Annotated in this window: 18 protein-coding genes; 8 read left to right on the top strand and 10 right to left on the bottom strand. The window is 58.9% G+C overall.

All coding sequences use genetic code 11. From position 1 onward, the window contains the following. Positions 1–56: 56 nt before the first annotated feature. The 3 genes from ftsY to dapF are packed head-to-tail and all read right to left on the bottom strand — an operon-like array spanning position 57 to position 3,212. Positions 57–998 (bottom strand): signal recognition particle-docking protein FtsY, encoded by a 942-nt coding sequence (ftsY, locus tag ASTEX_RS01315; protein WP_013477801.1) that lies wholly within the window; start codon positions 996–998, stop codon positions 57–59. A 47-nt stretch (positions 999–1,045) separates the two neighbouring features. Then, positions 1,046–2,377, bottom strand: coding sequence for a tRNA (N(6)-L-threonylcarbamoyladenosine(37)-C(2))-methylthiotransferase MtaB (mtaB, locus tag ASTEX_RS01310; RefSeq protein ID WP_013477800.1), 1,332 nt, complete (start codon positions 2,375–2,377; stop codon positions 1,046–1,048). Beyond that, complete coding sequence (gene dapF, locus ASTEX_RS01305) at positions 2,370–3,212, bottom strand: diaminopimelate epimerase (RefSeq protein WP_013477799.1); 843 nt, start codon at positions 3,210–3,212, stop codon at positions 2,370–2,372. The genes mtaB and dapF overlap by 8 nt, the downstream gene beginning before the upstream one ends. A gap of 98 nt (positions 3,213–3,310) precedes the next feature. Here dapF and ASTEX_RS01300 point away from each other — a divergent pair, with 98 nt between their 5' ends. Next, positions 3,311–3,601 carry a DUF1330 domain-containing protein gene (locus ASTEX_RS01300; protein ID WP_013477798.1) on the top strand — a complete coding sequence of 97 codons (291 nt, stop codon included), beginning with the start codon at positions 3,311–3,313 and terminating at the stop codon, positions 3,599–3,601. A 191-nt stretch (positions 3,602–3,792) separates the two neighbouring features. Further along, positions 3,793–5,820: a methyl-accepting chemotaxis protein gene (locus ASTEX_RS20935; protein WP_013477797.1), complete on the top strand. Its 2,028-nt coding sequence runs from the start codon at positions 3,793–3,795 to the stop codon at positions 5,818–5,820. 61 nt (positions 5,821–5,881) lie between these two features. On the opposite strand, the gene ASTEX_RS01290 is transcribed toward ASTEX_RS20935, so the two are convergent. The 5 genes from ASTEX_RS01290 to ASTEX_RS01270 form a co-directional block, all read right to left on the bottom strand. Continuing rightward, a complete protein-coding gene (locus ASTEX_RS01290) occupies positions 5,882–6,157 on the bottom strand; it encodes an ATP synthase F1 subunit epsilon (RefSeq protein ID WP_013477796.1) in 276 nt (91 codons plus the stop codon). A 61-nt stretch (positions 6,158–6,218) separates the two neighbouring features. Beyond that, positions 6,219–7,664: a F0F1 ATP synthase subunit beta gene (gene atpD, locus ASTEX_RS01285; protein WP_013477795.1), complete on the bottom strand. Its 1,446-nt coding sequence runs from the start codon at positions 7,662–7,664 to the stop codon at positions 6,219–6,221. Between the two features lie 10 nt (positions 7,665–7,674). After that, the gene (locus ASTEX_RS01280; protein ID WP_013477794.1) at positions 7,675–8,544 is read right to left on the bottom strand and encodes a F0F1 ATP synthase subunit gamma; all 870 of its coding nucleotides are present in this window, start codon (positions 8,542–8,544) and stop codon (positions 7,675–7,677) included. A gap of 98 nt (positions 8,545–8,642) precedes the next feature. Further along, positions 8,643–10,175: a F0F1 ATP synthase subunit alpha gene (gene atpA / locus ASTEX_RS01275; protein ID WP_013477793.1), complete on the bottom strand. Its 1,533-nt coding sequence runs from the start codon at positions 10,173–10,175 to the stop codon at positions 8,643–8,645. A 21-nt stretch (positions 10,176–10,196) separates the two neighbouring features. Then, positions 10,197–10,751 (bottom strand): F0F1 ATP synthase subunit delta, encoded by a 555-nt coding sequence (locus tag ASTEX_RS01270; RefSeq protein WP_049781670.1) that lies wholly within the window; start codon positions 10,749–10,751, stop codon positions 10,197–10,199. Positions 10,752–11,093: 342 nt separating this feature from the next. On the opposite strand from ASTEX_RS01270, the gene ASTEX_RS01265 reads away from it, so the two are divergent. After that, positions 11,094–11,894: a TerC family protein gene (locus ASTEX_RS01265; RefSeq protein WP_013477791.1), complete on the top strand. Its 801-nt coding sequence runs from the start codon at positions 11,094–11,096 to the stop codon at positions 11,892–11,894. Between the two features lie 118 nt (positions 11,895–12,012). Beyond that, positions 12,013–12,846, top strand: a complete 834-nt coding sequence (locus tag ASTEX_RS19135) for a hypothetical protein (protein ID WP_013477790.1) — start codon at positions 12,013–12,015, stop codon at positions 12,844–12,846. Here ASTEX_RS19135 and ASTEX_RS01255 read toward each other — a convergent pair whose 3' ends face one another. Next, entirely contained in the window at positions 12,847–15,042 is a 2,196-nt protein-coding gene (locus ASTEX_RS01255) for a primosomal protein N' (RefSeq protein WP_013477789.1), read from the bottom strand. Between the two features lie 109 nt (positions 15,043–15,151). Here ASTEX_RS01255 and ASTEX_RS01250 point away from each other — a divergent pair, with 109 nt between their 5' ends. Next, positions 15,152–15,850, top strand: a complete 699-nt coding sequence (locus ASTEX_RS01250) for a DUF484 family protein (protein ID WP_049781582.1) — start codon at positions 15,152–15,154, stop codon at positions 15,848–15,850. A gap of 35 nt (positions 15,851–15,885) precedes the next feature. Continuing rightward, positions 15,886–16,800: a tyrosine recombinase XerC gene (locus ASTEX_RS01245; RefSeq protein ID WP_013477787.1), complete on the top strand. Its 915-nt coding sequence runs from the start codon at positions 15,886–15,888 to the stop codon at positions 16,798–16,800. 405 nt (positions 16,801–17,205) lie between these two features. Here ASTEX_RS01245 and ASTEX_RS01240 read toward each other — a convergent pair whose 3' ends face one another. Beyond that, positions 17,206–20,415 (bottom strand): TonB-dependent receptor, encoded by a 3,210-nt coding sequence (locus ASTEX_RS01240; protein WP_013477786.1) that lies wholly within the window; start codon positions 20,413–20,415, stop codon positions 17,206–17,208. Between the two features lie 700 nt (positions 20,416–21,115). On the opposite strand from ASTEX_RS01240, the gene tnpA reads away from it, so the two are divergent. Both tnpA and tnpB read left to right on the top strand, forming a co-directional pair. Then, positions 21,116–21,538, top strand: a complete 423-nt coding sequence (tnpA, locus tag ASTEX_RS01235; RefSeq protein ID WP_083805527.1) for an IS66-like element accessory protein TnpA — start codon at positions 21,116–21,118, stop codon at positions 21,536–21,538. After that, positions 21,535–21,882: an IS66 family insertion sequence element accessory protein TnpB gene (tnpB, locus tag ASTEX_RS01230; protein ID WP_013477784.1), complete on the top strand. Its 348-nt coding sequence runs from the start codon at positions 21,535–21,537 to the stop codon at positions 21,880–21,882. The genes tnpA and tnpB overlap by 4 nt, the downstream gene beginning before the upstream one ends. The last annotated feature ends 47 nt before the right edge of the window (positions 21,883–21,929 follow it).

Raw genomic sequence — 21,929 nt, 5'->3', positions numbered from 1 at the left:
AAAAGTGCGTTAAACCAGAGTTTAGAGCGGACTCATTCCTTATGGAATTTTCGGCTCTAGTCTCCGAGGGGTTCAAGCCCGACCATGGAGCGGGCGAAGGCACTGGCGCGGAAGGGTTGAAGGTCATCTATATCTTCACCCACCCCGATCAGCTTGATGGGCGCATCCGAAGCCTTGGCAATGGGGACCAGTATGCCGCCGCGCGCCGTGCCGTCCAGCTTGGTCATGACGAGGCCCGACACAAAGGCCTGACGCCCGAAAATCTGTTCCTGACTAAGCGCATTGCGTCCCACCGTAGCATCGAGGACCAGAAGCGTCTCGTGCGGGGCATCCGGATCGACCTTCTTGATGACGCGGACGATCTTCAAAAGCTCGTCCATCAGTTGCTGCTTGTTTTGAAGGCGGCCCGCGGTGTCGATCAGCACGACATCGTAGCCCTCTTCCTTGGCGCGCACGGTGGCATCATAGGCCAGACCGGCCGCATCGGCCCCGGTCTTGCGGCCCATGAAGTCGGCTTTGGCGCGTTCGGCCCAGACCTTCAGCTGCTCAACCGCAGCCGCGCGGAAGGTGTCCCCCGCCACGATCAGGACCTTAGCGCCCTTCGTCGTCAGAGCGGCGGCGATCTTGCCCAAGGTTGTCGTCTTACCAGACCCGTTCACCCCGACAAACAGCACGATATAGGGCTTGGGGCCGGACAACGGATCGAAGCGGTCTTCGCGGCCTTTCAGTTCCTCGGCAATGGCTTCGGCCAAAGCCTCCTTGACTGCGTAATCATCGGTCGAAGCGAATTTTTTGGCGGCCATCTTCCCGGCGATAGACGCGGCGATATGCGGGCCGAAATCGCTTTCGATCAGCATGTCCTCCAAGGCCTCAACGGCGGCGGCGTCCAGCGTCTTGTTGGCGACGAAGACGCTCGTCACCTGCTCGGTCAGTTGCTGAGAGGTTTTCGACAGGCCCTGCGTCAGGCGCGAAAACCAGCCGGGTTTTTTCTCGGTCATCAGTATCTCCCCCTCGCCCGATAACGGGAAAGGGTCGGGGTGAGGGGCTATATCAGCACAGCCCGTGCGCGTTTTCCGTCATGGCCGGTAATCTGCAAAGAGGCAATACCCCCAACGTTTACTTTTTCGGGGGCCGCGCCCCCCTCAAAGAGCACCTCGGTGAAGTCCGCCGCGCGGGCAAAGCCGGGCTTTTCGACGACCGCAGACACATCGCGCCCGACCTGCTTATCGAGGTGTCGCGTCAGGGCCTCAACCGCCTTGCCACGAAGGCGGGCAGCGCGGTCCTTGATCAGAGCGCGCGGCAACTGCGGAATTTTCGCCGCCGGGGTCTGCGGACGGGGGCTGTAGGGGAAGACGTGAAGGAACGCCAGATCGCACTCATCGACCAGCGCTAGCGAATTGGCGAAATGCTCTTCGGTCTCGGTAGGGAACCCCGCAATCATGTCGGCACCGAAGGCCACATCCGGGCGCAATACGCGCACCTTCTGAACCAGACGGATGGCATCAGCTCGCAGATGCCGGCGCTTCATCCGCTTGAGGATCAGGTCGTCGCCGTGTTGCAAGGACAGGTGCAGATAAGGGGCCAGCCGCTCCTCTTCGGCAAACAGGCGCAGCAGGGTGTCGTCGATTTCCGCCGCATCTATGGATGACAAACGCAGACGCTTAAGGTTTGGCACGTGCTTAAGGATACGCGCCACCAAATGCCCCAGTTGCGGCTGACCCGGCAAATCATTGCCCCAGGAGGTCAGATCCACGCCCGTTAGCACCACCTCATTATAGCCTTCGGCTACCAGTCGTGAAATCTGCCCCACTACATCACCGGCCGCCGCAGAGCGCGAGTTGCCGCGCCCATAGGGGATGATGCAGAAGGTGCAGCGGTGATCGCAACCGTTTTGCACCTCGACATAGGCGCGGGCACGATCCTTCAGGCCGTCAATCAAGTGACCAGCGGTTTCGCGCACCGAAAAGATGTCGTTGACGGCAATGCGCGCCGAGTCGGGCGTCAACGCATAGGCTCCGGCCTTAGCCTTATCGCCATTGCCGATGATGAAATCGACCTCGCCCATAGTGGCGAAGGTGTCAGGATCGGTCTGCGCCGCGCAGCCCGTAACGATCAGGCGCGCGTCCGGGTTTTCCTTGCGCGCACGACGGATAGCCTGCCGCGCCTGACGCACAGCCTCACCGGTCACGGCGCAGGTATTGAAAATGATTGCCCCATCAAGCCCGTCTTCGGCGGCGACCTTGCGAATCTGCTCGGACTCATAGGAATTGAGGCGGCACCCAAAGGTCACCACTTCGACTCCCGATGTCACGCCGGTGGGCGTGGCAGGCGGTTCGGCGGGAACCTCTTCGTGGGGATGTGCGTGACCGTCAGCCATTGAGCTGGCCTTCGAATTCGACCTCGACTGGTCCGGTCATAATGACGTGGTCGTCCGCTTGCCGCCACAGGATGTGCAGCGGGCCGCCATCCATGATAACGGTGGCGTGGCGGTCGCTCAGGCCGCGTCGCGCACAGGCGACGAGTGTAGCGCACGCACCGGTACCGCAGGCCTTGGTGATACCGGCCCCGCGTTCCCACACCCGCATACGGATGGTGTTGCGGTCGATGACCTGTGCAAATTCAACATTCACCCCTTCCGGAAACAACGGATGGTTTTCAATCAGGCTGCCCGTGCGTTCGACATCGACCGCGGCGACGTCCTCAACGAAAAAGACCACGTGCGGATTGCCCATCGAGACGGCGCACGGCGTGTGATAGAGCGGCGCGTCGATCGGCCCGACCTGAAGCTCTAGCCGCTCGGTATTCATCTCTTCGGACAAGGGGATTTGCGTCCAAGCAAGGCGTGGTGCGCCCATATCGACGCTGACCATGCCGGTTTTAGCGTCGCGTTCCAGCACCTTTGCCGCAGTCGCTCCACCCAGTGTGTCGATGTGAAGGTCGTTGCCGGGGGCGTCGCGGTCGAGGTACCAACCGACGCAGCGCAGAGCATTGCCGCAGGTTTCCACCGGGCCGCCGTCTGAATTCCACACGCGCATGAACGCGTCACCCGACGCAGCGCCCTCAATTGCAATGAGCTGATCGAAGCCAATGCCGGACGCACGATCGCCCCACGCCTTCACCTGAGCGGCGGAGGGGCGAAAAGGAGTCTGGCGGGCATCGACGACCACGAAATCGTTGCCGAGACCATTCATCTTGAGGAAGGGGCGCGTCATAACGGGCTATATAGTCCCAAAGCCCGTTAAAATGTAGGCTTTTGTGGAAATTCTTGCTAACCGGGACGCATCCAACCCAAAAATCGAGGAGCCTCCCCATGCCCAAAGCCTACATCATCGCTCAGGCCAAGGTCACCGACCCGGAATCCTACGCCAAATACGGTGCTGGCACCAAGCCAGCGGCTGAAAAATTCCACATGACGCCGCTGGCCCGCGGGGGCCGCTCGCAGGTGCTGGAAGGCGAAGGCTTTCCCCGCGTCGTGGTGCTGGAATTTCCCTCCTATGAGGCGGCACTCGGCTATTATAACTCGCCGGAATATCAGGCCGCCCGCGAACACCGCCTGAACGCGGCCGAATTCAATATGGTTGTGGTCGAGGGCGTGGAGTAGACCCTCTGCGACGCTCTGTCGCAAAATGCGACACGATAAATAGTCTCTTAAAATCAATGATTTGTATGTACGGCGGTCCACCAACCCTGCAAACAGGTGTGGGCGTACCGCTGCGCATAACGCCGTTAACTTTTGTTTATAATCTGAGGCACAGGATACGCCCAAAAGCGTTCTAACCGGGGAAGTGCCTCATGTTTTTCAAAAAAAATGTCACCGCGGCGCAGCGCGCGCCGGAGCCAATCCTTGAGACGGCCCCGCCACCCCTGCCCAACCTGCCCTCCGAAGCCCTCCGCATCCTGCGCAGCGACAGCCGTCTTAGCCAGATCACGCCCGAGCAGATGCGCTTCGGGGCACGACCAGCGGCACTGGTGCTGGCCTTTGTATCGCCCCATATCGCCTTCGATGAGGTCTGCCGGCGCCTCAAAAGCCTTGCCGGTGACGCCCCACTGATCGTTTCCACCTCCGCCGGTGAACTGTGCGCCCAGAACGGAGAAGCCCCCTACTGCCCGGCGGGCAACGGCTGGGACAATGTGGTGATTCAGGCCTTTTCACCGGACCTGATTGCCGGGGTCAGCCTCCACAGCGTGCCGTTATACTGCGACGACATACGCAAAGGGCACGCCACACTGTCGCGAACCGAACGGGTGGACAAGATTGCCGAGGCCCTGAACCGTTTGCCATCCGCCGCACCGATCAGTGCGCAGGAAACCTTCGCCCTGACCTTTGTTGACGGCGCCTCACTGTCCGAAAGCTATTTCATGGAAGCCGTCTATAAGAGCGGGCGCTTCCCGTGCCTGTTTGTCGGCGGGTCCGCCGGCGGTAACATGGACTTTCAGAAGACATGCCTGTTTGACGGACAACGCGTGCTGGAAAACCATGCGGTCTTCGCTTTGGTCCGCATGGCCCCGGGCAAGCGCTATGGCGTGCTAAAAAGCCAGAATTTCCGCAAGATCGGACCAGCTTTCGTGGTGGTCGATGCCGACCCCAACAAGCGTACGGTCAGCGCAATCTATGATTCGCAGCGCAATCAGGTGGTGCCCTTTGTCGAGGCCCTGTGCCAATCTCTGCGCATCAAGCCGTCAGAATTGCAAAAGGCGTTGGAAGGCCGCGCCTTTGGAATTGAAATCGACGGCGAGCTGTTCGTGCGCTCGGTGGCGCAGATCGACTTCGACAGCGGCAGCGTGACCTTCTACTGCGACGTCGGATCGGGCGACGAGCTGATCCTGCTCGAGACCACGGATTTTGTGGAGCAAACGCGCAAGGATGTAGCGCAGTTTCTGCGCGACAAGCCCAAGCCCGTCGGAGCCCTTCTCAATGACTGCATCTTGCGTCGTGTGACCAATGACAACCGCCTTAGCCAGACGGGCGGCATCTGGCCTGCACCCGTGGCCGGATTCTCGACCTTTGGCGAGCTGTTCGGGATCAATATCAACCAGACCCTCAGCGCCATCGTCTTTTTCGATGTGGGGCAAGGCGCCTATCAGGATGAGTTTATCGACAACTTCCCGATTCACTATGCGCGTTTCGTCAACTATTTCGCCCGCTGCAAGCTCAATCGCGCCGAAATCCTCAATCAGTTGCGCACCGGGGTTATCGACACCATCGCCCAGCACGTCGGGCTAACCGGCAAGATCGAGTCCGCCCTGACCGAGATCGGGGACGTGGGCAAGGTGATGGACGGCATCAAGCACGCTATGGACAGCGACCGCCGCGCCGTGGCCGGTCAGGACAACCACACCGAACAGTTGTCGCAGGAGTTCAGTACGCTGAATACCGCCCTGTCGAACCTGCGGCAGGTCCTGTCGGTCATCGATTCCATCACCTCGCAAACCAATCTGCTGGCACTTAACGCCACGATCGAGGCGGCGCGCGCCGGAGAGGCCGGACGCGGCTTTTCGGTGGTGGCGGGTGAGGTGAAAAAACTGGCCAGCGATACCAAGTCGGCCCTGACCCACACCCAGTCGGCCATCGGCGGTATCGAGGCTTCGCTTCAGCAACTGGGCGGCATCATCGAAGCGACGCGCACGCAGTTTGGCGAGGAAAGCCAGCGCTATCGCGATACAGTCGCCCATATCGAGGACATCTTCGCCCAGAGCGGCCATATCGAACGCACCCTAGGCGGGCTCAACCACGTGGTTGAGGAACACCACGAAGGCATGTCCGAGGTCAGCCGCTCCATCGACTTCCTGCGCAATCTCGATCAGCGCGCCAGAGCGTGAGAAACCAAAACCCCGCCGGAGTGATCCGACGGGGTTTTTTAGAGTGGCTTGTCAGAACGGTTTAGTGGACCGTTTCGACGTATTCCTCGGCGCGCTCGGCCAGGATGGTGATGCCTTCGGCATTGACATCCGCGAAGCCGCCGATGACCTGAAACATGCGTTTCTGGTCACCGTTGAGGATGGTCACCGTGCCCTCGGTCAGGGTCGTCATCAGCGGCGCGTGGCCAGCCAGGACGCCGAATTCACCTTCGGAGCCCGGCGCGATGACCTGATCGACGTCACCGGCAAAGAGTTCCTTTTCCGGGGTCACCAGCGAAACGTGAAGTTTGTCAGCCATAATCGCTGCCTTTCACACTACCCTGCCCAAGCGCCCTGCGGCGCCCAGGCAGGTGTTTAAATTAAGCTTCCGCCGCCAGACGTTCGGCCTTGGCGATGGCTTCTTCGATGCCGCCGACCATGTAGAAGGCCGCTTCCGGCAGGTGGTCGTAGTCACCATTGCACAGCCCCTTGAAGCCCTTGATGGTGTCTTCGATCTTCATGAGCACGCCCGGCGTGCCGGTGAAGATTTCAGCCACGTGGAAGGGCTGCGACAGGAAGCGCTGGATCTTACGGGCGCGGGCGACGATCAGCTTGTCTTCTTCCGACAGTTCGTCCATGCCGAGGATGGCGATGATATCCTTCAGGGCCTTGTACTGTTGCAGGATTTCCTGAACGCGCGTGGCAACCTGATAGTGCTCTTCGCCGACGATGCGCGGATCGAGGATACGCGAGGTCGAGTCGAGCGGGTCAACGGCCGGATAGATGCCCTGTTCGGCAATCGAACGCGACAGAACGGTCGTGGCGTCGAGGTGGGCGAACGAGGTGGCGGGCGCCGGGTCGGTCAGGTCGTCGGCGGGCACGTAGACGGCCTGAACCGAGGTGATCGAGCCCTTCTTGGTCGAGGTGATGCGCTCTTGCAGCTTGCCCATTTCGGTGGCCAGCGTCGGCTGATAACCCACGGCCGACGGAATACGACCCAGCAGAGCCGACACTTCCGAACCGGCCTGGGTGAAGCGGAAGATGTTGTCCACAAAGAACAACACATCCTTGCCTTCTTGATCGCGGAAGTATTCGGCCTGAGCCAGACCGGTCAGGGCGACGCGGGCACGCGCGCCGGGAGGCTCGTTCATCTGACCATAGACGAGGGTGCAGCGCGAGTTGCCGCCACCGCCGTGTTCGTTCACCTTCGACTCGATCATTTCGTGATAGAGGTCGTTGCCTTCGCGGGTACGCTCACCGACGCCGGCGAACACCGAATAACCACCGTAGGCCTTGGCGATGTTGTTGATCAGTTCCTGAATAGTCACGGTCTTGCCGACGCCGGCACCGCCGAACAGGCCGATCTTGCCGCCCTTGGCGTACGGGCAGATCAGGTCGATGACCTTGATACCGGTGACGAGGATTTCCGCCGAAGTGGCCTGATCTTCGAAGGCCGGGGCGTCGGCGTGGATCGGGTTGAAATAGGTGGTTTCGATCGGACCGGCTTCGTCGATCGGCTCACCGATGACGTTCATGATACGGCCAAGCGTTGCCGGGCCGACCGGCACGGTGATCGGGGCACCGAGGTCGGTGACTTCCTGACCGCGGACCAGACCTTCGGTGGCGTCCATGGCGATGGTGCGCACGGCGTTTTCGCCGAGGTGCTGGGCAACTTCAAGCACCAGACGCGCGCCAGAGGCGGTGTTGGTGGTTTCAAGCGCGTTCAGGATGGCCGGCAGGTTGCCGTCGAACTCGACATCGACGACGGCGCCGATGACCTGAGAGATGCGGCCCTTACCGGCCGTAATTTGCTGATGAGCGGTCATGGGAGTGTCCTTAGAGAGCTTCGGCACCGGCGATGATCTCGATCAGTTCGGTCGTGATCTGGGCCTGACGTTTACGGTTGTATTGAAGATTGAGCGCGTTGATCATCTCGCCCGCATTGCGCGTCGCATTGTCCATGGCGCTCATCTGGGAGGCATAGAAGCCCGCATTGTTTTCCAGAAGCGACGACAGGATCTGAACCGTCAGATTGCGCGGCAGGAGGGTTTCGAGGATCTCTTCTTCCGACGGCTCATAGCTATAGACCGCTCCACCGGAAGCATCTTCGGCAGAGGCTTCGATCTGAGCCGGGATCAGTTGCTTCGCCGCCGGGACCTGAGAGATCACCGACTTGAACTGGCTGTAGAAAAGGGTCACGACATCGGCACGACCTTCGTCGAATTCCTTAAAGATAGCTTCGGCGATGGGCTGAACCGTCGTGAGGTCGAGTGCCTTGCCCAGCTCAAAGCTTTCGACAAACAGCTCGCCGAACAGACGCTTCAGCTGATCACGGCCCTTACGGCCCACGGTGATCACGCGCACCGTCTTGCCTTCGGCCAGCAGCGCACGGATGTGGTCACGCGCGGCGCGGGCGATGGCGGAGTTGAAGCCACCGGCCAGACCGCGGTCAGCGGTGGCTACGACCACGAGGTGCTTTTGCGTCGAGCCCGTACCGGCCAGCAGCAGCGGCGCGGCATCGCCCGACACACCCTTGGCCAGGTTGGCGATGACCGAGGCCATGCGTTTGGCATAGGGGCGCGCGTTTTCCGCCGCGTCCTGAGCCCGCTTGAGCTTGGCGGCGGCGACCATTTGCATGGCCTTGGTGATCTTCTGCGTGGCTTTCACGCTGCCGATCTGATTGCGCATGTCCTTAAGACTTGCCATGAAAAGTCCCTATCTTTCGGGGGGAGCCCCTGCGGCCAGATAAGCTGGCCACAGCACGAGCCGCCCCGCTCCCCCGCTCACGCAGGGGAGGAGGTTTATTATGCGAAGTTAGCGGCGTAGTCGGCCACGATGGCCTTCAGCTGCTCTTCCAGCTCCGGCGTCAGGGCCTTCTTCTCGCGGATGGCGGTCAGAAGGTCGACATGCTTGCCGCGCAGAAGCGACAGGAACTCACGCTCAAAGCGACCGACATCGCTCACCGCGACTTTGTCGAGGTAACCGCGGGTACCGGCATAGATCACCGCCACCTGCTCTTCGACTTTCAGCGGCGAATATTGCGGCTGCTTCAGAAGCTCGGTCAGGCGCGCGCCGCGAGCCAGCAGACGCTGCGTGGCGGCGTCGAGGTCCGAACCGAACTTAGCGAAGGCGGCCATTTCGCGATACTGGGCCAGATCGCCCTTGATCGAGCCGGCAACCTGCTTCATCGCCTTGATCTGAGCGGCCGAACCAACGCGCGACACCGACAGACCGACGTTCACGGCCGGACGGATGCCCTGATAGAAGAGGTCGGTTTCGAGGAAGATCTGACCGTCGGTGATCGAGATCACGTTGGTCGGGATGTAGGCCGACACGTCGTTGGCCTGGGTTTCGATGATCGGCAGAGCGGTCAGTGAACCGGCGCCGTTTTCGTCGTTCAGCTTCGCGGCGCGTTCCAGCAGGCGCGAGTGCAGATAGAAGACGTCGCCCGGATAGGCTTCGCGGCCCGGCGGACGGCGCAGCAGCAGCGACATCTGACGATAGGCAACGGCCTGCTTCGACAGATCGTCATAGATGATCAGGCCATGCATGCCGTTGTCGCGGAAGAACTCGCCCATGGCGCAACCGGCGAACGGCGCGAGATATTGCAGCGGGGCGGGTTCCGACGCCGTAGCGGCGACGATGATCGTGTAGTCGAGCGCGCCGTTTTCTTCCAGCGACTTGACGATCTGGGCGACAGTCGAGCGCTTCTGGCCGATAACGACGTAGATGCAGTACAGCTTAGCCGACTCGTCGGTGCCGGCGTTGGCGGCCTTCTGGTTCAGGATCGCGTCGATGGCGACAGCGGTCTTACCGGTCTGACGGTCACCGATGATCAGCTCGCGCTGGCCACGGCCGACGGGGATCAGGGTGTCGATGGCCTTGATGCCGGTCTGCACAGGTTCGTGCACCGACTTGCGCGGGATGATGCCGGGGGCCTTGACGTCCACGCGGCGGAATTCGGTCGCTTCGATCGGGCCCTTACCGTCGATCGGCTCACCCAGCGGGTTGACGACGCGGCCGAGAAGGCCCTTGCCGACCGGCACCTGCACGATTTCGCCGAGGCGGCGGACTTCGTCGCCTTCGCGCACTTCGCGGTCTTCGCCGAAGATAACGACGCCGACATTGTCCTTTTCGAGGTTCAGGGCCATGCCCTTCACACCCGCCTTGGGGAAGGAGACCATTTCACCGGCCTGAACCTGATCTAGGCCGTGCACACGGGCGATACCGTCACCGACCGACAGAACCGAACCGACGTCTGATACGTCGGCTTCTTCGCCGAAACCGGCAATCTGAGCTTTGAGGATGGCCGAAATCTCGGCAGCACGAATGTCCATTGGCATGCTCTTTTTGGCGTCTTACGCCCGCTTGAGGGCAAATTTAAGGGAGTCGAGTTTGGTTTTAAGCGAAGCGTCGAACAGGCGCGAGCCGACGCGAACCTTGAGGCCGCCCAGCAGCGACGGATCGACCGTCTGGCTGAGGACAGGATCCTGACCGAGCGCGGTGCGCAGCGCGGCCTGAAGACCGGTCACCTGCTCGTCGGTCAGGGCCGTGGCGGAGGTGACCACTGCCGAGACGATACCCTTCTTGGCATCGTAGAGGCGGGTGAAGGCAGTGATGAGGCCAAAGACTTGATCCAGACGACCATTGTGCGCCATCAGACCCAGCGCCTTCAGCGTCAGGGCGTTCGGCGCGGCCGTGTTAAGAACGGCGGTCAGGCCCTTCAGCTTGTCTTCGGACTTGAAGGCATGGGAGGTAACGAGACGGCGCAGATCCTTGCTTTCGATCAGCAGCGCCTTCAGGGTCTTGAGGTCCGCTTGCACCGCATCGAGTTGACCGGCGGCATCCGCCAGTTCGAACACGGCCTTGGCGTAACGCTCACCGACCTCTGTTTCTCTAAAAATATCGCTCACGATAACTTCCAGCCAAAGAAATAAGTGGAATGGGCTTTTCCGGGAGCCGGCGGGGCGCACTAAAAACAACAGGCGCGCAAAAACAACCGGCCTTTCAAGCCGCGCGCCTCTTAGCATGGGGTATGACCCACCGCAACCAACCAAAAAGCATTTTTCACTTTTCTGTGACCATGCGCCGTTCACAGGTCGTGTCGCCTTTTTTCAGCCACAAGCCTGCGGAGCACAAAAAGATACGGTTACTATCGTTCGCAATCGATTTCCCGGTTATGCGAAACATTGCCGCTTTACGTCGCAGCGTTTATCAAGAGCAATCGTTTTTCAGCCTATACCGAGAAAGCTCTCATGGACCTTATGGCCCTTTTTTCTGACCCAGCCGTCTGGGCGGCCCTTGTCACCCTCATCGTGATGGAGGTCGTGCTCGGCATCGACAACCTCGTCTTTATCTCCATCCTGTCCAACAAGCTGCCGGAGCAGGACCGTCAGAAAACCCGCCGGCTCGGTATCGGGCTGGCGCTCATCATGCGCCTGGGTCTGCTTTTGACCATCGGCTGGATCATCGGCCTGAAGGCTGAGGTGTTCAATCTGGGGCTGGTCGGGCCCGTGGGTGAACACGGTGAGCCCATGTTTGAGACGTCCTTCTCGTGGAAGGACATGATCCTGATCGCCGGGGGCCTGTTCCTAGTGTGGAAGGCAACTAAGGAAATCCACCACACGGTAGATCCGGCCCCCACCCACGACGTAATGGACGCCAAAAACGCCACCATCAACAATGCCGGTGCCGCGATCGTGCAGATCATCCTGCTCGATCTGGTCTTCTCGGTCGATTCCATCCTCACCGCCGTCGGCATGACCGAGCATGTACCTGTGATGATGATTGCGGTTGTGGTCGCGGTTATGGTCATGCTGCTGGCCTCGGACCCGTTGGCCCACTTTATTGAGAAGAATCCGACCGTAGTCATGCTGGCGCTCGGCTTCCTGCTGATGATTGGGACCGTGCTTATCGCCGAAGGCTTCGGCGTCCATGTGCCGAAAGGCTATATCTATGCCGCCATGGCCTTCTCAGCTATGGTCGAAGGCCTCAACATGCTGTCGCGCAACGCGCACAAGAAAAAAGCCGCGCAATCTCCCGACCCGCAGATCTGATTGCCAAAGCAAGCAGAGCGAATGACGCCCCCGGCCCGCCGCCGGGGGCGTTTTGCGTCTTCAACACTCGGTTAAGCCTGTTCCGTTAAGCTAACCGCGTTAGCAGAAGGCTCAACAGATGAATATCGGCACCTCCGGCATCAGCGGTCAGAACTCCGCCACCGCGACAGTGAGCGACCTGAACGACCGGCTGAAACTGGCCAGGGCACAGAAGACTGAGGCACAGAAAACCGCGGCCGAAACCCTGAGTGAGATGCCCAAAAAGACGCGCGACGATGCGCGCGCCCGCGCCAAGGCCAAGGTGATGCAATTGGTCGAACGGCTGAAGATCATCAAGGAATTGGGTAAGAGCGATCCGAAGATCATGGCCAAGATGCTGGCCAATCTGATGAAGGAGCTAAAGGCTGCGGTGAAAGACTATGCCAAGGCCGGCGGCAACGACATGGACATGAGCGGCTTCAGCGCTGCCCAGAGCGCGGCCAGCCAGCCCGTACCCGACTCAGACGCAGAAACACAAGCGACAGAAGCTGCCGAAGAGACCGCCGTCAGCGACGACGAAGCCTTTGTGGTGGAGGATAGAGCTGCGGAAGCTACACCCTCCGCTGAGACGGACGCCCCAAGCGAAGCGACCGTCACCTACATCCCAACCCCCGCTGATATAAAGAGCGCTGCCGAAGCCTACGTGAAAACCGAACGTCAGCGCGCCGAGGGCGAGCTGATGGAGGTCAATGATTTCATGAAACAGGTGCGCGGCCTGGTGAAGGTGGTGAAGGACTTGTTTGAAACAGCAAAAATTAAGCTGGCCTTTCAGAAGGTGGACAAGGACACGGTCGAAGCCTTCAAATCCTCTGGTAAGGATATGGAAGAGATCGACAAGGTGCTTCAGGACCTCAACAAGGGTCTGGACGACGAACGCGTCGTCTATGGCCCTCGCGCCGCTATATATGCGTGATCAGAGGAAGCTGTACGGCTCGATATCCGTCACCACGCGAACGGCATTGGGCGCTTTCAGACTTTTCAGCCAGGCGCTCATAAAGCCCTGAAGGTCGCGGTTGCGGTCGGCCCGGACGAGGAAGCGTTTGCGCCACATGCCGCGCACAAGGCTTAAGGGCGCATCTGCAGGACCATAGACATCGATGCCCTCGGTATTGGGTATGGCCAGCGCCAGTTCGCGCACATAGCGATTGAGCAGGCCATTGTCCTTTGCCGACAGGATCACCGCCCCAAGCCGCCCAAAGGGCGGAAACTGCGCGATGTCGCGGCTCATCTGCTCATAGGCATAGAAGGCCTCGCGGTCCTGCGCCTGTAAGGCCTGCATCACCGGGTGCTCCGGTGTGTAGGTTTGCAGCAGGGCACGGCCCGGCTTGGTGGCGCGACCCGCACGACCGGTAGCCTGCGCCAAAAGCTGAAACGTCCGTTCCGCCGCGCGCAGATCACCGCCCTTGAGGCCTAAATCGGCATCCACAATGCCGACCAGGGTGAGGTTAAGGAAGTTGTGCCCCTTGGCGGCGGCCTGCGTGGCGATCAGAATGTCGATCTCATGATTTTCCACCCGCCTGATCAGGGCCGCCGACGAGTCGGCATCGGGCGTGGTGTCCGAGGAGAAGATTTCAGCGCGCGCCTGCGGGAAGCGTTCCTGCACCTCCTCAAGGATGCGCTCCACCCCCGGCCCGATAGAGGTCAGGCCGTCGAGCGCGCCGCAATGCGGGCAGCGGTCGGGCTTTTTCATCGAAAAACCGGTCAGGTGGCAAACCAGCCGTCCCGTGGCGCGATGTTCGACCAACCACGAATCGGTCTTGGGTGAGGTCATGCGCTCTCCGCACGCCCGGCACAGGACCAGCGGCGCGTAACCACGGCGGTTGAGGAACAACAGGACCTGTTCACGCCGTTGCAGGGTGGCCAGTATCTCACCCACCAATGGGTCGGACAGCCAGAAGCCCTTTTCCGGGGGGTGGGCCTTCATGTCGATCAGCGCAATGTCCGGCAGTTGCGCCGTGCCGTGGCGGTTTTCCAGCCGCACCCACTGATAGCGGCCCTTCTGGGCATTAGTCAGGGTTTCCAGAGACGGGGTGGCGGAGGCCAGCACCACCATAAAGCCGTCACGATGCGCACGCATCACCGCCAGGTCACGGGCCTGATAGCGTACACCCTCTTCCTGTTTGTATGAGCCGTCGTGTTCTTCATCGATGACGATGAGTTTGAGATTGGTATAGGGCAGGAACAAGGCCGAGCGCGCCCCGACGATCAGACGCGCCTCCCCTGTCGCCACGCCGTCCCAGATGCGCCGACGCTGCGAGGCCGAAACCGCCGAATGCCACTGCACCGGCGGCACGCCAAAGCGACTCTGGAGCCGCCCCATCACCGCCGTGGTCAGGGCGATTTCGGGCAAAAGCACCAGCACCTGAGCGGTAGGATCATCGCGCAGGGCCCGCGCCACAGTTTCGAGATAGACCTCGGTCTTGCCCGAACCAGTAACCCCATCGAGCAAGACCGGCGCAAAGCCCTGACGGGCCCATTCGTTGCGCAGCAGTTGATCGGCGGCGGCCTGATCGCCATTGAGGCTCGGCATCTTAAAATCGGGATCTGGTGCGGCGAAGCCTTCGCGGCTCAGTTCGACCTTTTCGAGCCAGCCCTTCTTTTCAAGCGTCTGCACAACGCCCGGCGTCACCCCCGCCGCCTGCGCCAGTTCCGCCGCCGTCAACGGCAGGACGGCCAGTTCCAGTACGCGCGCTTGTTTGGCGGTCGGTTTGAGCGCTTCGACCTCATGCCGCACATAGCCGTGACGCGCCTGCGCCCTCGGGGTCTTAAGTGCCTGCAGGCAGCCTTTGAGGAAGGTGCCCGGCGCCGTCAGGGTCCACCCTGCTGCCCACAGCCAGAAGCGCAAACTCGCCTCCGGCACGCGCGGGTCGTCGATGCGCGCCGCAACGGGTTTCAGCTTCACGGTTTCAGCGCTGTCGTATAGCTCGACTACCAAGCCGCGCACTTTTGCGTGCCCTAACGGCACCCAAACGTGATCACCCGCACTGAGGTCAAGATCGTTGGGAACCAGGTAGTCGAGCGCCGTTTCCATGGGAGCGAGCACCACGACCTTTGCCCGCCGGGTCGCCACGGCGGGGGCTTCGATGAGGCTGTCGGCGGGACTGTCCATAAGATTTTAAGCGTTAACCATAGATTTGACTCATCCCCAGGCCTTTTTTATGCCATCACTTGTGTCAACGCCAAGTTTAACCGGCCGTTTACCACACCCGATAGCCCACATGTCCTCAGATTTCCGCGACCCGACGACGACCGAGCGCCTCGCCGCCCTGATGGATTACCAGACCCTGCGCGGTCTCCTGCCGGAGTTTGTGCAGGAACTGAAGCAGGATCGTGAACTGCTGGACAAGCTGGGGCTTCAGCCCAAGACGCGCAACCTGATCGATTTCGGCCCGGCCGCCCTGTCGCGACTGGAGGCCAAGGCCATACGCGATTTCGACATCCGCCGCCAGATCGAGGCGACGGCCCGCGCCAATTTCGATGCTCAGGGGCAGGCGCACGCCATGGCCCTGTCGCTGCTGGAGGCGCGCAACCATTCCGATCTGGCCCGCCGTCTCAATGAAGAAGTGCGCAACCGTTTCGGCCTCGTTTGCGCTACCATCGCGCTAGAAGACACGGCCCCCATTCCGTTGGGATGGATGACGCTCGATTACGGCGGCGTCGACTACATTATTGGCGAAACCAGCCTGTCCCTTCTAGGGCCAGATGGGGTGTGTCGCGCCCTGTTCGGGGATGAGGTTCGCCGCATCAAATCCGCTGCTGTCATCCGCACCGCCATGTGGCGCGAAGGCCGCCCCGGCGCGGTTGCTTTCGGCTCAGCCGACTGGGAAGGTTTCAGCCCAGACATGGGGGCCGAACTGGTCGCCTTTATCACCCGTGTGGTTGAGCGCGTCGCCGAACGCTGGCCCGTGTTGTCTTAAGCCCTTGGTCAGAGATTAACCCTAAACTCACGGGCATGACCATCGACGATGCCCGTTTGCAATGGCTCCAGTATCTCAAGGCGCAAAAGCGCGTGTCGCCGCGCACGCTAGAAGCCTATGGCCACGCCTTTTCCCTCTACATCGGCCATCTGCGCAAGGCCTTGGGCGCTGATATCGACCTCAACGATCTCTCGCATCTGACTTCAGCCGATATTCGCGGCTGGATGGCGTATTTGCGCGGTAAGGATGAGCCCCTGTCGGCGCGGTCTCTGGCGCAGCACCTGTCGGCCATTAAGTCGTTTCACAGCTATCTTGATCTGCATATGGGCTATGCCAATGCGCAGGTGGTGCTCACTCAGGGGCCGCGCCTGAAGACCAGTCTCCCCCGCCCGCTGAATGAAGATCAGGCGCAGGGTCTGCTGACCGAGATTGAGCTGGATGGCGACAAGTCCGAATGGGAGGCCGCGCGCGACCGGGCCGTGCTACTGCTGCTCTATGGCTGCGGTCTGCGCATTTCCGAAGCCCTGTCGCTGACGGCAAAGGACACGCCCCTGGCCGAGACGCTGCGCATTGTGGGTAAGGGCAACAAGACCCGGCTGGTGCCCGTGCTTGAGGCCGTGCGCGAGGCCGTGGATACCTATAGACGCCTCCAGCCCTTTACGCTTACGGAGGAAGACGCGCTGTTTCGAGCGCCGCGCGGCGGACCGCTCAGCCCGCGTCATGTGCAACTGAGCGTACAGCATCTGCGCTCTCGGCTGGGCTTATCCGATCGCGCGACACCACACGCCCTCAGACATTCGTTTGCCACACACCTCTTGGGATCAGGCGCGGACCTGCGCTCGATTCAGGAACTGCTGGGCCATGCGTCTCTATCGACGACGCAAAAATATACGCAGGTCGATGCCGAACGCCTGCTCAGTGCCTATGCGGCGGCGCATCCAAAGGGCTGAAACCTGTTCTGGGGGATCAATAAAGTCTCCGGAACCGATGGCATCGCTCCAAGGCAAAAGTTTTTAGGCGATGCCCTTGGCCCCCGTCGCTTTGAAAGGGTTTTGCAACAGGCGAATCTTAATCCTTCCCTGAAGTGATACCAAAATGGGCCGTTTCTTCGTGCGGAATACCGCAGCGATTTTCCGCGACTGTGCACTGGATCGATTTGAAGTTGGCACAAATTTCTGATCAGACCTTCAGGAGCACCTCGATGACGACTTAAGGCGGTTTCAGCAAACTGAATGCGCCTCCTGAAGCAAAAAACCCAGTAAGTGCCATCGAGATAGGTGGCACTTACTGGTTTCCTGATCGCGTCTGAACGCTCTCACATTCGCCGCCCAGTGGCGAACCAATTCTTACTCCATCTAGAACTTCATACGAATGGTCGCTTGCAGTCGCCGGTCATTTTGGTACCAGGCATAATCAACCAGTTTGCGTTCCGTGTCTGGGTTGGAATCGGTGGCGCCTTCGACCTGTTGCATAAGTTCGGTTCGGGTATTGAGCAGGTTTGTGCCCTCAACTGACAGTTCGACATTCGCATTGATGCGGTAGGCCAATCTCGCATCGAGGTAACCTGCTGCGCGCTGCCAGACCGGATAGGCAACGCAGCAGTCTTGCGCCGTCACAAGGTATTTCGAGCGCCAGTTATAGGCGACACGGGCCGACCATTTTCCCCTTTCGTACATACCGACAAGATTGACGGTGTCATCAGACATGCCCTCAAGAGGGAGGTCATTGAAGGTATTGGCGCTTTTTGTCGTGCCACCACCAGACTGGCCCGACGACCCGTCGCCGGAGTTTACAGCAACGCCCGTGCTGGTTATTCCGGAATTCTTGATGTGCGTGTAGTTGGCCTGGATGCCAAGGCCATTGAAGGGCGCCGGAAGGAAGTCAAAGAAGCGCTGGTAAGCGACTTCGAAACCTTTAATCGAGGCACCATCGCCGTTGACAGGGCCGCTTACCTCCACCGATCGCGTAACGCCATTATTTGTGAAGTTTTGATACCACTTTCCATACTGTATGTAATCATTAAATTTCTTATAGAATAGATTAAATGTAAACGATCCTGTGCTTGAAAAATAATTCTCCATTGTCAAATCTAACTGATCCGCTGTCATCGGTTTCAGGAATGGATTGTTTGCCTGAGCTGTGTAGGTAAGATTCGTACTGACAATTTGACCGTTGGCGTCGCAGGTGAAACCCGATCCACAGCTAAGCTCGCTCGACGTGGGAGTCGTTACACTGACGGTTTTGTAGTATTTTAGGTTGCCGATATCCGGGCGCGACAAAGCCTTAGAGGCCGCAAAGCGCACAAACCATTCATCTGTCAGGCCAAAACGAACATTGAAGCTTGGAAGGAGATTGTGATGAGTTGTAGAGGCGGTGTAAATCTCATCACTTGAAGTCATAAACAGCCGGTCGTCCGAACTGATATAATAGGTCACGCTCGGTATCACTGTGCCATCTGCCAGTGTTTCGGTCGCCGAAGTGGAATATGACACACCACTGCTATAGTTTACGCCACCCGAACTGCGGTTATGGGTCTCAACGTAGCGCAAGCCCAGATTGCCACTGACGGTGATGCCGTTGAAAATGGTCGCATCATTTCCGCCAAACTTCACGACGGCGTAAAGGGCTTTCGTCGTCTCCGAGACACGGGCGATTTCTGCAGCTTTAAAGCAGCCCTCTACCAGATCATCCCGATCACATACCGATTCCCAGGCATTTGATCCCCCTGGGTTATAACTGTCCTTGCCGAACATCTCCGCCATAAGCGATTGGTTCTTCAGATAATCCATGTTGAAGAAAACCGCAGAGGACGCGTTCGTGATACCGCCGCCAAAAAACTCGCTATCAAAGGCCTTGGTCGCGTAGGCCTTGGAATCCGGGAAGGTGCTACCCGTGATGAAATAGTCATCCGCGCTGTAGCTGCTCCAGGAATTCACAACGCTTTTCCAGTTGTAGGTGGTCCACCGGACGGTTTGCTCACGATCCGCGTAGCGGGCGCCGAATTTCAGGCTACGCAGCCAGGGCGAGTCAAAAACGTATTCCGCATCGGCGCGCACGGCTAATTCTTTACCGTCACTGTCTGTGATGTGGTCCATCAGATCGTTGAGACGATAGTTGGATGGATCGGTTATACCCCCTGAGGTTACGTTGATGTTTGTGGGACTGCTTACATTAAAGTGCGGAATATCCCCCGTCAGGTCCCAGGTTGCGTTGGCATAGGTCGCCAGGTCTGCCGTAATGTCGTAATTGGTCTGCGTAGCCTTGATGTACTGGAGGTCAAAATTGAGCTTTAACTGACTTGTGGGTTCCCATTTGAAGTTGAACGATGCATCCTGCGTCTCGTTGACACTATCACTATACCGCGAGGTTGTGGTGAAGTCGGTGCCAAGTTGTCCAGCGCCGCTCCAGTCGTAGCTAAAAAGGTCGCTACCGTCCGCTTTGGACACGGAGCCCTTCCAGACCGTCCCTGAGACAAGAGTTCCAGACGACAGAAATCCGCTGTCGTCAAACGTGCAGGTGGTTCCTTGCAGACACTGAACCTCACTGGCATCCGTCGAGACGTAGTCGTAGTCTTTACCATACGTGCTGACGCCCGACGAGGCGGTCATCACATACTCTTCCCAGGTCTCGTGCTTTCGCGAAAGATTATACTGGAAGGTGGCCAGCATTGTGTGTTCATTGTTCTGCCATTGAACAGCAAATGAACCTCCATCGCGCACCCGATTATATGTATTGTCGCTAACGGCAATCGATGAGGGGATATACAAGGTATCAGAGCTGCCCCAATTTGAGGCATTAGACACCTTGCCAATCCGACCGTATTTGATGCCTTGGGAGTTTGTGACCACCTCTGAATGGGCGACATTCAGCATAATGCCGAATTCACCTGAACCAACATCCCAGCGGTCAGAGAAAATACCGGAAACTCCCTCAGTGCCCGTCTTCGCCAGATCGCCGTAGGTGTACTCGGCCGTAGCCGCGAGGAGGCGCCCCTTCTGATCAAAGGGCAGCCGGGTACGCAGCGAAACTGTACCTGCGATACCCCCCTCGATCAGATCAGCGGTCTGGTTCTTATAGACATCAATGCCCCCCATAAGCTCTGGGGAGACGTCCGACCAACTCAGGCCGCGGTTTGAGTCTGCAGAGAAGATATCGCGACCGTTGAATTCTGAGCGAACCTGTTGGAGGCCACGGACTATGACGCCCGAGGGTTCCGCCGAAAAGTGAGCGGTATCACCTGTAGCCGCAAACCGATTTACAGTAATTCCGGCCACACGCTGCAACGCCTCAGCGACGGATTTATCAGGAAAAGAACCGATATCATTGGCGGTAATTGAATCGACAACCGTATCCGCATTTTTTTTGATCTGTTGGGCAGACTGAAGCGATTTTCTGACACCAACAACAACAATCTCCTTGGCTTCGCTGCTCGCACCGGTGTCCGAGCCCGTTGCGGCTTCTTGAGCCATTGCGGAATGGCAAGTCCCCCAGACCAAGCTGGCGAGCGCTACCGTAGATACGGCCGATTTCAGATACAGAGGGGCTCTGTGTTGAAAAGCTTTCATCTTAACTCCCATTTCTTTTTTCTCGCTACGCAAACGCGTGGCACTGTCTTGCGTCCAAGCCGATGTTCGTTCTCAGGTCGGCCACATTGATCAGGGATGCGAGTAAACTCGGACTGCTGGCGGCGGCGATGAGAACAGGTCGTCTTTGTTCCGAACTATAAGCGCGCCATCATTCTATTTGATACAATAAATAGACTTCTGAACTTTTTTACCAAAGTTCCTGAGTTAAAATTGCTACGGTTTGCGTAATTGATGAAATGAAAATTACAAATAAAGACATTTTTATATACACGCCACTAATTTTATGGCGCATTTATATTCAATTTATTTCAAATTGATACATCTTTCTATACACAAAATGCACGTTCTTCTCTGCAGAGAAGCGCAATTGCGAAGCCATCGGGTTATGGCTTTCACAGCAAATGGCCTCCTCAGTCAGTGGATGCCCAATTCGTCGACCGCGAAACCCGCCAAAGTGATTGATACTGGGGCTGTACTTCCAGGAGTTTAGTGAAGGCCTCTGTTAGAAGGGGCGGTCATTTATCTGGAATTCTTACAATTGACGCGAATCTTCAGACGCGAGTCCCTCGTCTTTGCAACCGCTCTGGAGAGTGGCTTTTGCACCTGGGAAACGTCGTCAGACGTGACAAAAGGCCAGCTTTCAGTCTCGTCTTGATCGTAAGCGTCCGGGCACCGCGTTTTGCTGAAGGGGCTGAGTGAGCGAAACTTCCGTCAGAAGTTATTCATTTGTGACGGAACATTCGGCATGGGTCGGTATGAGGTTATCAGCGGGGTTGAGCGCTATCGGCGCCGGTCTCGCGAAGAGAAAGCGTTGATTTTGCGAGAGGCGTCAGTGCCGGGAGCGATAGTCTCGCACGTTGCACGTCGCCACGATGTGCGTCCCCAGCAGATCTATCAGTGGCGTCGCCAGCTGCAGGCGGCAGAGGGGCCGGTGTTTGTGCCGGTGTCTGTTAGCGCGTCGTTACCTGGGGCTGAAGGTCCTGGTTCTGGATTTGCGGTGATCGTTGAGATCTTGGTGCGCGGCGGTCGCAGCCTGAAGGTGCCGGCGGATCTGGATCGAGGGCTTTTGTCGTCATTGATCGCGTGCGTGGAAGCGTCATGATCGGGCCGTCGGGGAATGTGAAGGTCTACCTGGCTTGTGGGGTGACGGATATGCGCCGCGGGATCGACGGCTTGGCGACGTTGGCGCGTGACGTGATCAAACAGGATCCGGGATCGGGCGCGATCTTTGGCTTCCGGGGAAAGCGGGCTGACCGGATTAAATTGCTGTGGTGGGATACCCAGGGCTTTTGCCTTTATTACAAGGTCCTGGAGCGCGGATATTTTCCCTGGCCGACGGCGAAGGACGGTGTTGCGCATCTGACGGCGGGTCAGTTGGCGATGCTCGTTGAGGCCATAGACTGGCGTCGCCCAGCGTGGACGTCAGCGCCTTTGCGAAGCGGCTGAAACGCTTATTTTATAAGGGAGTTTGGCCGGAAATCATTAGCGTTTAG

The organism is Asticcacaulis excentricus CB 48 (genome assembly GCF_000175215.2).
GTDB classification, from domain to species: domain Bacteria; phylum Pseudomonadota; class Alphaproteobacteria; order Caulobacterales; family Caulobacteraceae; genus Asticcacaulis; species Asticcacaulis excentricus.
The sequence above is the reverse complement of the archived record's forward strand: the minus strand, read 5'-3'. Positions and strand labels throughout refer to the sequence as shown.